Consider the following 12237-nt stretch of genomic DNA (forward strand, 5'->3'; position numbering starts at 1 on the left):
TCATGCTTTCTGGTCAGGCATGTTGATCTGGCGCACCAGGCCGGCCGCTTGTACGCCGCTGCGCACTGCCGCTTCGATGGTGGCCGGATAGTCGCTGGCCGTGTAGTCGCCGGCCAGCACCAGGCCCGGCAAACCGCTGGCATTGGCAGGACGCGGCAAGTCCGGCGTGCAGGCAAAGGTGGCGCGCTTTTCGGTAATTACCTGCGTCCACGCGGGTTGCGCCAGTTGCGGCATGCGCAATACCTGCGCCAGTTGCGCGGCCACTGCCTGCGTCAGGGCGCCATGGCCTTGCGCGGCGGCCTGGCCCGAGGCGCTGATCACCACCGCCAGCAAGCCCGCTTGCTGCGCATCGAGCTGGCCGCGGTCGAACACGAACTGGCCCCAGTGCGCCTGTTGCGGGGCATCGACCAGCGCGTAAAAGGGCAGCTCCAGCCGTACGTCGGCGCTGTACTGCAGGTAGCAGGTGCTGATCGCTTCATGGGCAAATGCCTGCAATTGCGCGACCAGCGCGTCAACGGCGGGGGCGCCCACGCCGGCCAGCAGGCTGGCGGCCTGGCTGCTGGAGGTGGCCAGCACCACGCTGTCATAGGTGTCTGCACCATTGAGCTGCCAGCGTCCGCCAGGCAGCGCTTGCAGCGCTTCGACCTTGGCGCCCGGCCTGACTTGGCCGCCAAGATTTTCCACGTAGCGGGCGGCGGCTTCGGGAAACAGGGCGCTCAGATTGGTTTTCGGAATCAGCATGTCCGAGGCACGGCGGCGGCGCGCGCCCAGGCTGTCGCGCAGCACGTTGACGAAGACCTTGGCCGAAGCGCGTTCCGGCGGTGTGTTTAGCGCCGCCAGGCACAGCGGGCGCCACATCAACTGGATCAGGCGGTCGGTCTGGTCGAAGCGATCGAGCAGTTCGCTGACCGTGCAATCGTTGTAGAGCTGCCAGCCCATCCAGCGCATGGCGCTGGAAAAACGCAGCAGCGAGACCTTGTCGGCACGCGCCAGACCCCTGGCGCGCAGCAAGGCCCACGCCAGGTGCAGCGGCGCCGGCCAGCGCGGCGCGACAAAATCCATGCCGCCACTGCCGTCCGGGTAACGCATCTGCAAGGGCAGGTCGAGGATCAGCGCTTGCGGGTCCTGGCCGGCCAGCTTGAGCAGGCGCAAGGTTTCGCTGTAGGCGCCGAGCAGAATATGCTGGCCGTTGTCCAGCACAGTACCGTCGCGTTCGACCTTGCGCGCGCGGCCACCGAGGGTGCGCGCCGCCTCATGCAAGGTGACGGCATGGCCGGCGCGCGCCAGTTCCATGGCGGCGGCGCAGCCGGCCCAGCCAGCGCCGATAACGGCAACCGACAGCGCGCCTGCGACTGCCTTAGCCACGTATCCAGGTCTTCCAGGCCAGCCACAATTTGCGGATCGGCGTGAGCGAGATGCGCTGCTTGAGCACATGGTAGCCGTCGCGCTCGACTTCATTGAGCAAGGTGCGGTAGATGGCGGCCATGATCAGCCCCGGGCGCTGGGCGCGGCGGTCTTCCGCCGGCAGCAGCGCGAACGCTTCGTCATAGGTCTTTTGCGCGCGCGCCACCTGGAAACGCATCAGGTTTTCAAAGTTTTCGGTATGGCGCGCGTTCAGCAGGTCGGCTGCCGTGACATTAAATTGCTGCAATTCGCTGATCGGCAGGTAGATGCGCCCCTTGCGCGCATCTTCGCCCACGTCGCGGATGATATTGGTCAGCTGGAAGGCATGGCCCAGTTTCTCGGCATAAAGCAACGTTTCCGGGCGGGTCGCACCAAAAATGCTGGCCGACAAGATGCCCACCACGCTGGCAACATGCCAGCAATAGCGGCTCATGGCCTGGTAATCGAGGTAGCGGGTCTGGTTCAGGTCCATTTCCATGCCGTCGATAATCGCCTGCAAGTGCTTTTCTTCCAGCTTGTAGACCGCCAGGTGCGGTTGCAACGCGCGCATCACGGGATGGGTAGGGTTCCCCTCGTACATGGACTTGACTTCCTTGCGCCACCAGACCAGCTTGGTACGTGCCACGTTTTCGTCCGTGCAGTCGTCCACCGTATCGTCGACCTCGCGGCAGAACGCATACAGGGCCGTGATCGCCTTGCGGCGCTCGACGGGCAGGAACAGGAAACTGTAGTAAAAGCTGGAGCCGCTCTGGGCGGCCTTTTGTTGGCAATATTCGTCGGGAGACATAGTCAAAAGTGCAAGGGTTACAGATCGAAGCCGCTATTCTATCGTCTTAGCGGCTGGGGGACGGTGGAAATAGCGGGTTTTCTTGAGCCGCCGCCGCCACGCTTTTGCGCGACATGCGCAGCGCGCGCCAGAAAATCAGCAGCCAGTCGCGCCTGGACAGTTTCGGGCGGCGCCGGAACACATCATAGTTGACGTCCTCGATCATTTCCAGGATGCGCAAGCCGCCTTGCACCACCAGCCGCAGTTCCCAGCCGATGCGCCCGCGCAGGCGCAGGGCCAGCGGCGCGCCCGACAGCATCAGCGCGCGCGTGCGCGCCACTTCAAAACGCATCAGTGCGCTCCATTTGCCGTGCGCTTCGGGCCGCTCGAAGGCGGCAGGCGAGACGGCGAAGCGGGCCAGCTCGTCCATCGGCAGGTAGATGCGCTCTTTTTGCCGGTCGATCGCGACATCTTGCAGAAAATTAATTAGTTGCAAAGCAGAACATATGGCATTGGAATCGCGTACATTCTCTTCATCGGCCGCTTTGTACAGGCAGAGCATCAGCAGGCCGACCGGATTGGCCGAGCGTGCGCAATAGTCGAGTACGTCGGCATGGCTGGCATAGCGGGTGGTCACCACATCCTGCTTGAAGGCGGACAGCAGGTCGTAAAACGGCTGCATCGGCAGGTCGAATTTGGCAATGGTAGCGGCCAGGCGCACGAACATGGGGTTGCTTTCCGGCTCGTGGCGTTCGATGCGGGCCAGCGCCGCCTCGTAAGCAAGCAGGGCCGAGAGGCGTTCGGCGGGCAGGGCGTCGCCCTCATCGGCCAGATCGTCCGCGCTGCGGGCAAAGGCATAGATGGCTTCGACGGCGGGTACCAGGCGGCGCGGCAATAAAACAGATGCTACGGGAAAATTTTCGTAATGATCTACAGGCATGAAACACTTCTCTCGTCATGCACGGCCACGAACGGCCGGTGCAAAGGTGACACGGTAAATAGTTATCGACGCAACAAAATAAACATTAATGACGCAAAAGTCACTAAAAAAATATCGCCACGATTATAATTACTAACCAGAAAGTCAGTAAGGGATACCGCTTCCTCAAGGACTTGCCTGATATTGTCACAAATTTAAGGATATTGCGTGAGAAAAAGTTTGGCGCTACCCACTCGGCAGGCAAAAAGTTTCCTCATATAAAAATCTAACAGCCCGCATAGTAAAGGAAAATACCTTGTTTGCCCTGAAAACCCTGCGCCGCGAGACCGGCGCCACAGCTCTTCCCGCCCTGCGCCTGCTGGCGGCCGCCGCCCTGGCCACTGTCCTTGCAACAACCTTGGCCGCGTGTTCCAAGCCAGCGCCCAAGGCCGAAGACGTGCGCCCGGTGCGCGCCATCGTGCTGGCCAGCAGCAATGTCGATGTGAATGCCGAGTTCTCCGGCGAAGTGGTGGCGAGGGTCACCTCGCAGCTGGGTTTTCGCGTGGGCGGAAAGATCGTCGAACGCAAGGTCGATGTCGGCGCTGTCGTGAAGCGTGGCCAGGTGCTGATGCAGCTTGATCCGCAGGACTTGCAGTTGTCGCAGGCGCAGGCGAAGGCCAGCCTGAACAGCGCAGAGACCAGCCGCGACCTGGCGCGCGCCGAACTCAAGCGTTACCAGGATTTGCGCGAAAAGAATTTCGTCAGCCAGGCCGTGCTCGATGGCAAGGATGCCACCTGGAAGTCGGCCCAGGCACAGGTCGAAGCGGCGCAGGCCGTCTATCGCGGCCAGAGCAACCAGTCCGGCTATGCCAGTTTGCTGGCGGACGGCGATGGCGTGATCACGCGCCTCGACGCGGAAGTGGGGCAGGTGGTGTCGCCCGGCACGCCGGTGGCCGTGCTGGCCAGGAATGGCGACAAGGAAGTGGTGATCGGCATTCCGGAGGACAAGGTCGAGACCATGCGCGGCGTGAAAAACGTGGTGGTGCGCCTGTGGGCCGACCCGAAACAGGCGCTGCCGGGCAAGATCCGAGAAGTGTCACCGGTGGCCGACCCGGCCACGCGCACTTATCTGGCCAAGGTGACCATCCCGAACGCGCCCGAGGCGCGGCTGGGCATGACGGCCGTGGTGCAGTTCGCCTCCACCACCGCCACGCCGCAAATCAAGGTGCCGCTGACAGCGCTGTTCAATGAGAAATCGCAAAGTTCGGTGTGGGTGGTGGAAAATGGCGCCGTGAAACTGGTGAATGTCACCATCGGTGGCGTCGCCGGCAACGATTTATTGCTCAGTTCGGGCGTGAAAGAAGGCCAGACGGTGGTCACGGCTGGCGTCAATCTGTTGAAGCCAGGCCAGAAAGTAACCATCCTGGGTGCCGAGATGGCCGTGCCTGCCAAAGCCGCGCCCCTGACAACGGCAGGGGCCGCCAAATGAAGGGCGGCTTCAATCTGTCGCGCTGGGCGCTTGAGCATATACCGCTGACGCGCTATCTGATGGCCGTGCTGCTGATCGGCGGCATGCTCAGCTATGCCAACCTGGGGCAGGACGAAGATCCGCCGTTCACCTTCCGCGCCATGGTGCTGCAAGCGTACTGGCCCGGAGCCACCGCCCTGCAGATGGCGGAGCAGGTAACCGACAAGCTCGAGCGCAAGCTGCAGGAAACCCCGTATATCGACGAGATCACCAGCTATTCCAAGCCGGGCGAGACCTTGATCCTGCTCGAATTGCGCGAATCGACGCCGCCCAAGGAAACCTCGGCCGCCTGGTACCAGGTGCGCAAAAAAATCGGCGATATCAAGAACACCTTGCCGGCCGGCGTGGTCGGGCCGTTCTTCAACGACGAGTTCGGCGACACCTATGGCTCCATCTTTGCCCTGTCCGGCGATGGTTTTACCTATGCCGAAATGAAAGATTACGCGGACGATGTGCGCCAGCAGTTGCTGGGCGTGTCGCAGGTGGCCAAAGTGGAATTGTTTGGGGTGCAGGATGAAAAGGTCAATATCGTCTTTTCGCACAAGAAATTCGCCCAGCTGGGCATTCCGTTCGAAGCCATCGTCAATCAGTTGTCGGAGCAGAACAGCATCAACGCCACCGGCGTGATCGTCACGCCGACGGACAATCTGCAGGTGCGGGTCACCGGCGCCATGGTCAAGGTGAAAGACCTGGAAAACCTGGAGCTGCGCGCCAATGGCACCACCTTCCGCCTTGGCGACTTTGCCACCGTGAAACGCGAATTCATCGATCCGCCCAAGGACAAGATGCGTTTCAACGGCAAGGAAGTGATCGGCCTGGGTGTCTCGATGGAAAAGGGCGGCAATATCATCGAGATGGGCAAGGACTTGCAGGCAACCGTGTCGCGCATGGAAAAAGCGCTGCCGGTGGGCATACAGTTGCAGCGCGTATCGAACCAGCCCGAATCTGTCTCGGCCTCGGTCGGCGAATTCGTCCATACCCTGATCGAAGCGATTTTGATCGTGCTGGCCGTCAGCTTTGTGGCACTGGGCTTGCACACAAAGCCGCTGCGCATCGACGTGCGTCCGGGCCTGGTGGTGGCGCTGACCATCCCGCTGGTGCTGGCCGTCACGTTTCTGTTCATGCGCATGCTCGACATCGACCTGCACAAGATTTCGCTGGGCGCCCTGATCATTGCGCTCGGCCTGCTGGTGGACGACGCCATCATTGCCGTGGAGATGATGGTGCGCAAGATGGAGGAGGGCATGTCGCGCTTTGACGCCGCCACGTTTGCCTATACCTCGACCGCCATGCCGATGCTGACGGGTACCCTGATCACGGTGGCGGGCTTTTTGCCGATCGGCCTGGCCAAATCGACCGCCGGCGAATACACGTTTTCGCTGTTTTCCGTCAATGCGCTGGCGCTGATCATCTCGTGGGTGGTGGCGGTGGTATTTACACCCTATATCGGCTACTTGCTGCTGAAGGTCAAGCCGCATGCGAATAACGACCATGAGCTGTTCGATACGCCGAACTTCCGCCGTTTCCGCCGCGCCGTCACCTGGTGCGTCGAGTGGCGCAAGACCACGATTGCCGCCACCCTGGCGGTGTTCGCGCTGGGCATCTACGGTTTCAATTTTATCGAGAAGCAATTCTTCCCCGATTCCAGCCGTCCGGAACTGATGGTGGAAATGTGGTCGCCCGAGGGCACGACGTTTGCGGCAAACGAACAGCAGGTGAAGAAATTCGAGGCCTTTGTCAGCAAACTCGACGGCGTGGACAGCGTGACCAGCTATGTCGGCACTGGCAGCCCGCGTTTCTACCTGCCGCTCGACCAGATATTCCCGCAGACCAACGTCTCGCAGATCGTGGTCTTGCCGAAGAGCCTGGCCGACCGTGAATTGCTGCGTCAAAAGATCGTCGATGTCTTCAAGCGCGATTTCCCGGAAGTGCGCGGCAGGGTGAAACTGTTGCCGAATGGCCCGCCGGTACCGTATCCGGTGCAGTTCCGCGTCACCGGTACGGAGGTGGCCACGGTGCGCAATATCGCCGACCAGGTCAAGGACATCATGCGCGCCAATCCGAATACGGTGGGTGTCAACGACAACTGGAATGAGTCGGTCAAGGTAATGCGCCTGGACCTGGACCAGGACAAACTGCGCGCGCTGGGCATTACCTCGAAGACGGTGATGCAGGCGGCCAATACCATCCTGTCGGGCACGGTCATCGGTCAGTTCCGCGAAGACAACAAGCTGATCGATATCCAGGTGCGCCAGCCAATCGAAGAGCGCAACACGATCTCGGTTCTGAATGACACGAACATCCCTACCGCGAATGGCAAGTCGGTAACGATTTCGCAGATCGCCCGCGTTCATTTCGTGTGGGAACCGGGCGTGGTCTGGCGCGACAAGCGTGAATGGGCGATTACCGTGCAGTCCGACGTGGGCGACAATATCCAGGGCGCCACTGTCTCGACCCAGCTGGCGCCGCAACTGGACGCCCTGCGGGCGAAATTGCCGGCAGGTTATCGCATCACGCTGAAGGGCGTGGCGGCCAATAGCGGCAAGGCCGAAGCGTCGATCGCGGCCAATTTGCCGCTGGCGATCTTTTTGATCTTTACCTTGCTGATGCTTCAGTTGCACAGCTTCTCGCGCGCGCTGCTGGTGTTCCTGACGGGGCCGCTGGGCGTGGCCGGCGCCGCGTTTGCCCTGCTGGCCTTGCACCGGCCGCTTGGTTTCGTCGCCAACCTGGGCGTGATCGCGCTGTTCGGCATGATCATCCGCAACTCGGTGATCCTGGTCGACCAGATCGAGCAGGATATCCGTGACGGTTCCGCGCCGTGGGACGCCATTATCGACTCGGCCGTGCGCCGCTGCCGGCCGATCGTGCTGACGGCCGCCGCCGCCGCGCTGGCCATGATACCGCTGTCGCGCTCGGTGTTCTGGGGGCCGATGGCGGTCGCCATCATGGGCGGCCTGATCCTGGCAACCGCCTTGACCCTGCTGTTCCTGCCGGCCCTGTATGCGGCCTGGTTCCGCGTCAAGAAGCCGGTGGCGCTGGACAAGTAGTGCGCCAGGGAAGCGCGCCGTAAAAAAGGCGGCATTGCGCTGGGAAATCCAGTAGAATGCCGCCTTTGCTCTGGCAGCCGGCTTTGATGGCAGGCAAAAGCAGCCATGCAAGAGCGAGGTAGCCAGAATGCTCCCGAGTTGTTAGAATCGGGAGTGCCTGGACTAGGCAGCAGAAGTAAGTGACATGCGGTATGCGGATGTGGTGGAATTGGTAGACACGCTGGTCTTAGAAGCCAGTGCTTCGGCTTGGGAGTTCGAGTCTCCCCATCCGCACCAATTCAGGCGATTCCAGCCTGGACGTGCAGTCCTGTTTTTCTTCCGGCCAGCTGGTTTCTTGCCAGCCAACGCGCCAATCTCTTCAAATGATCACCCGATTCACCCATGGTAGTGCCATTTCGGCCGTTTTTCGTCAATCAGGCGCAAAACAGGCGGTTTTTGCATGGAAACTTGCCGCTTTCGGCATTTCTTTGTTTGGGGCGCGGCGGCAGATGACATATACTAATGGACGAAGCAGGCTGGAAAGCCTTGTTTCAGGCGGAATCAAGGGTACTGATAAGGGAAGTAACGACAGGGATTGCCCGGTTGTGGCGAATGATCGCCAGCGCCGCGCATGCCCTGTGGCCGCGCCGCAAAGCGGGCCACTTTTTTAAAGTCCTTTGTTATAATGCCACGCTTTACCGAATGAAGCCCGGCCCTGCGATTTCTCTACGAAGCGGGCCGGACAGTCGGAGCCCTGCTGCAGCATGGAAGACAGCGGATTGTCTGGTGCCTGGTCAATATTGCCGGGCAGACCGGGTCCATCACCCTGTCGTCCGGCTGCGCAGATGAATATGCGAGCGAGTGAAGCTGGACCCATGTCTTGCCGCCAGTAATGGCGCAAGGGGTCGGGTCTTCTTTTCTTGCACCAACAGTGTTTATTTTTTGGACGATTTTTTACATGGCAACTGCAGTCGAAACCTTGGGCAAACTCGAACGTCGTATCACCATCTCCTTCCCGCTGACAGATGTCCGCACGGAAGTCGAGAAGCGCCTGAAAGTGCAAGCCCGTACGGCCAAGGCACCGGGCTTCCGTCCGGGTAAAGTGCCGTTGAAAATGGTCGCAGCACAATACGGTTATCAAATCGAATCCGAAGTGCTGAATGACAAAGTCGGCCGCGCGTTCAACGACGCCGCCAACGAAAACAATCTGCGCGTGGCCGGCTTCCCGAACATCGTGCCGAAAGAAGAAGCAGCCGAAGGCCAGCTGGCATTCGACGCTACGTTTGAAGTGTATCCGGAAGTCACCATCGGCGACCTGGCCGCAGTTGAAATCGAAACCGTGCAAGCCGAAGTATCGGAAGCGGAAATCGACAAGACCATCGACATCCTGCGCAAGCAGCGCGTGCACTTCCACACCAAGGGCGAAGCGGGCGAACACGGCGACGGCGGCGAGCCAGTCGCAGCTGACGGCGACCGCGTGACGGTTGACTTCGTCGGTTCGATCGACGACGTGGAATTCCCTGGCGGCAAAGCTGATGGCTACGCTTTCGTGCTGGGCGAAGGCCGCATGCTGCCAGAATTCGAAGCAGCGACCCTGGGCCTGAAAGTGGGCGAGTCGAAGACTTTCCCATTGTCCTTCCCTGAGGACTACCATGGCAAGGACGTGGCCGGCAAGACCGCCTCGTTCACCATCACGCTGCAAAAGCTGGAATGGGCGCACCTGCCGGAAGTCGATGCCGAATTCGCCAAGTCGCTGGGCGTTGCCGATGGCGACCTGGCCAAAATGCGCGAAGACATCAAAGTCAACCTGCAGCGCGAAGTCGCTGGCCGCGTCAAGGCACGCAACAAGGAAGCCGTCATGGATGCGCTGGTCAAGGTTGCCGAGCTGGACGTGCCAAAAACGCTGATCTCGCAAGACTCCGACCGCCTGGCTGAAATGACCCGCCAGGACATGGCGCAGCGCGGCATGAACGTCAAGGACGTGCCTTTCCCAGCAGAACTGTTCGCAGAAAAAGCCGAGCGTCGCGTACGCCTGGGCCTGATCCTGTCGCAACTGGTTGGCGACAACAAGCTGCAGGCAACGCCTGAGCAAGTCAAGGCGCAAATCGAAGATTTCGCCCAAAGCTACGAAGACCCACGCGAAGTGCTGAAGTACTACTACAGCGACCGTAGTCGTTTGGGTGAGATCGAAGCCCTTGTATTGGAAGAAAACGTCGTCACTTACGTGTTGGGCCTGTCGAAAGTGACCTCGAAAGCAGTTGCTTTCGATGAACTGATGGGAAGCAACGCACAAGCGTAAACCAGTTGGCATCCGGATGCCGCCATCGGCCGCAAGGCCGGGGCGGTGCCCTCTAACTGCTTCACAAGGAAATGAAATGACAGGTATGAACCGTAATCCAGCGCTGGACACACAGATGCTCGGCCTGGTGCCGATGGTGGTGGAACAAAGCGGCCGCGGCGAGCGCTCGTATGATATTTACTCGCGCCTGCTGAAGGAACGCTTGATTTTCATGGTCGGCCCGGTCAATGACCAGATGGCCAACCTGGTGGTGGCCCAGCTGCTGTTCCTGGAAAGCGAAAATCCGGAAAAGGAAATTTCGCTCTACATCAACTCGCCAGGTGGTTCGGTTTCGGCCGGCATGGCCATCTACGACACGATGCAGTTCATCAAGCCGGACGTATCGACCCTGTGTACCGGCATGGCCGCCTCGATGGGCGCCTTTTTGCTGGCCGCAGGCGCCAAGGGCAAGCGTTTCTCGCTGCCGAACTCGCGTATCATGATTCACCAGCCGTCCGGTGGTTCGCAGGGCATGGCGTCCGATATCGAGATCCAGGCCAAGGAAATCCTTTACCTGCGTACACGTTTGAACGGCATCATGGCCGAGCGCACGGGCCAGTCGATCGAGCAGATCGCCAAGGACACCGACCGCGACCGTTTCATGTCCGCCGACGAGGCTGTCGAGTATGGCCTGATCGACAAAGTGTTGACCAGTCGCGCTTGATGTGCCCCTACCGGTATTGCTAAGTATTTAAGTAAACGCCCGGGCGCTCAAACGTTCGGGCGTTTCGCTTTTATTTCGGGTAGCATGGTGCTTGTGCATGCTGATCCGACTTGCGCCACGGGTGCCAGCCTTACCGGCCCGGCATCGCTTTACCGGCCAGCGATTTTGCAATATTGTTAATGCAGTTCCAACCAAAATGCCTTATGTCAGACAAAAAATCCTCTAGCGGCGAAAAATTACTGTATTGCTCGTTCTGCGGCAAAAGCCAGCACGAGGTGAAGAAACTCATCGCCGGCCCGTCCGTATTCATTTGTGACGAGTGCATCGACTTGTGCAACGACATCATCCGCGATGAAACGTCGAGCATCGAGACGGTGACCGGCACCAAGTCGGACCTGCCGACCCCGCAAGAAATTGCCGCCATGCTCGATCAGTACGTGATCGGCCAGCAGACTGCCAAGCGCATCCTGTCGGTGGCGGTGTACAACCATTACAAGCGCCTCAAGCACCTGGGCAAGAAAGACGACATCGAACTGGCCAAGAGCAACATCTTGCTGGTCGGTCCTACCGGCTCGGGCAAGACCCTGCTGGCCCAGACGCTGGCGCGCATGCTCAATGTGCCGTTCGTGATTGCCGATGCGACGACCCTGACCGAAGCCGGTTATGTGGGCGAAGACGTGGAAAACATCATCCAGAAGCTGCTGCAAAGCTGCAACTATGATGTCGAGAAAGCCCAGCGCGGCATCGTCTACATCGATGAGATCGACAAAATCTCGCGCAAGTCCGACAACCCGTCCATCACGCGCGACGTGTCGGGCGAGGGCGTGCAGCAAGCCTTGCTGAAACTGATCGAAGGCACCATGGCCTCGGTGCCTCCACAAGGCGGACGCAAGCATCCGAACCAGGACTTCGTGCAGATCGACACGACCAACATCATGTTCATCTGCGGCGGCGCGTTTGACGGCCTGTCGAAGGTCATCTCGAACCGTTCCGACAAGAGCGGCATCGGTTTCTCGGCCAGCGTGAAGAGCAAGTCGCAACGTTCGGCCAGCGATCTGCTGCTGGAAGCGGAGCCGGAAGACCTGGTGAAATTCGGCCTGATCCCGGAACTGGTGGGCCGTCTGCCCGTCATCGCCACCCTGGCGGAACTGACCGAAGAGGCGCTGATCCAGATCCTGGTCGAGCCGAAGAATGCGCTGATCAAGCAATACTCGAAGCTGCTCGACATGGAAGGCGCGGAACTGGAAATTCGTCCGGCCGCCCTGCATGCGATCGCCAAGAAGGCGCTGGCGCGCAAGACCGGCGCGCGTGGCCTGCGTTCGATCCTCGAGCACGCCTTGCTGGACGTGATGTACGAACTGCCGAGCCAGCAAAACGTGGTAAAAGTCGTCATCGACGAAAACACCATTACCAGCGGCGCCAAACCTTTGTTGATTTACCAAGAGACTGCCAAGGCCTCCGGCGAAAATTGAACACTGCCGTGACATTTGCATGAAAAAGGGTTTTGATTCCTTAATGCATGGCAGTACAATTTAAATCAATAATATTGCAGGCTTCAATCGGAAAGCCACTCGCGGCAGACCTGCTGCGCG

8 protein-coding genes and 1 tRNA gene are annotated in these 12237 nt (G+C 60.1%); 6 read left to right on the forward strand and 3 right to left on the reverse strand.

The window, feature by feature from the left end:
- The 3 genes from hpnE to hpnC are packed head-to-tail and all read right to left on the reverse strand — an operon-like array spanning position 1 to position 3110.
- On the reverse strand, positions 1-1365 hold the full coding sequence (hpnE, locus tag AC0Z42_RS17375; RefSeq protein ID WP_485469450.1) for a hydroxysqualene dehydroxylase HpnE: 1365 nt from the start codon (positions 1363-1365) through the stop codon (positions 1-3).
- On the reverse strand, positions 1358-2191 hold the full coding sequence (gene hpnD / locus AC0Z42_RS17380) for a presqualene diphosphate synthase HpnD (RefSeq protein ID WP_485469451.1): 834 nt from the start codon (positions 2189-2191) through the stop codon (positions 1358-1360). The genes hpnE and hpnD overlap by 8 nt, the downstream gene beginning before the upstream one ends.
- A 46-nt stretch (positions 2192-2237) precedes the next feature.
- A complete protein-coding gene (gene hpnC, locus AC0Z42_RS17385; protein ID WP_485469452.1) occupies positions 2238-3110 on the reverse strand; it encodes a squalene synthase HpnC in 873 nt (290 codons plus the stop codon).
- A gap of 295 nt (positions 3111-3405) precedes the next feature.
- Between hpnC and AC0Z42_RS17390 the strand changes: the two genes are divergently transcribed.
- The 6 genes from AC0Z42_RS17390 (at position 3406) to clpX (ending at position 12117) form a co-directional block, all read left to right on the forward strand.
- A complete protein-coding gene (locus AC0Z42_RS17390; RefSeq protein WP_485469453.1) occupies positions 3406-4578 on the forward strand; it encodes an efflux RND transporter periplasmic adaptor subunit in 1173 nt (390 codons plus the stop codon).
- A complete protein-coding gene (locus AC0Z42_RS17395) occupies positions 4575-7664 on the forward strand; it encodes an efflux RND transporter permease subunit (protein ID WP_485469454.1) in 3090 nt (1029 codons plus the stop codon). Before AC0Z42_RS17390 ends, AC0Z42_RS17395 begins: the two co-directional genes overlap by 4 nt.
- 193 nt (positions 7665-7857) lie before the next feature.
- Positions 7858-7940 (forward strand) — tRNA-Leu (locus tag AC0Z42_RS17400).
- A gap of 661 nt (positions 7941-8601) precedes the next feature.
- Positions 8602-9942: a trigger factor gene (gene tig, locus AC0Z42_RS17405; protein WP_485469455.1), complete on the forward strand. Its 1341-nt coding sequence runs from the start codon at positions 8602-8604 to the stop codon at positions 9940-9942.
- A gap of 85 nt (positions 9943-10027) precedes the next feature.
- Positions 10028-10645 (forward strand): ATP-dependent Clp endopeptidase proteolytic subunit ClpP, encoded by a 618-nt coding sequence (gene clpP, locus AC0Z42_RS17410; RefSeq protein WP_374106380.1) that lies wholly within the window; start codon positions 10028-10030, stop codon positions 10643-10645.
- 203 nt (positions 10646-10848) lie between these two features.
- Positions 10849-12117: an ATP-dependent Clp protease ATP-binding subunit ClpX gene (gene clpX, locus AC0Z42_RS17415; protein ID WP_436544768.1), complete on the forward strand. Its 1269-nt coding sequence runs from the start codon at positions 10849-10851 to the stop codon at positions 12115-12117.
- Positions 12118-12237 lie beyond the last annotated feature (120 nt).

It is taken from the genome of Janthinobacterium sp. 1L-D-8-B-C4, assembly GCF_057291295.1.

Excerpts from the sequence above, each read along its gene's own strand:
- hpnD (WP_485469451.1), bottom strand. The coding sequence starts at position 2,191 with ATGTCTCCCGACGAATATTGCCAACAAAAGGCCGCCCAGAGCGGCTCC.
- hpnC (WP_485469452.1), bottom strand. The coding sequence starts at position 3,110 with ATGCCTGTAGATCATTACGAAAATTTTCCCGTAGCATCTGTTTTATTG.
- AC0Z42_RS17395 (WP_485469454.1), top strand. The coding sequence starts at position 4,575 with ATGAAGGGCGGCTTCAATCTGTCGCGCTGGGCGCTTGAGCATATACCG.
- tig (WP_485469455.1), top strand. The coding sequence starts at position 8,602 with ATGGCAACTGCAGTCGAAACCTTGGGCAAACTCGAACGTCGTATCACC.
- clpP (WP_374106380.1), top strand. The coding sequence starts at position 10,028 with ATGAACCGTAATCCAGCGCTGGACACACAGATGCTCGGCCTGGTGCCG.
- clpX (WP_436544768.1), top strand. The coding sequence starts at position 10,849 with ATGTCAGACAAAAAATCCTCTAGCGGCGAAAAATTACTGTATTGCTCG.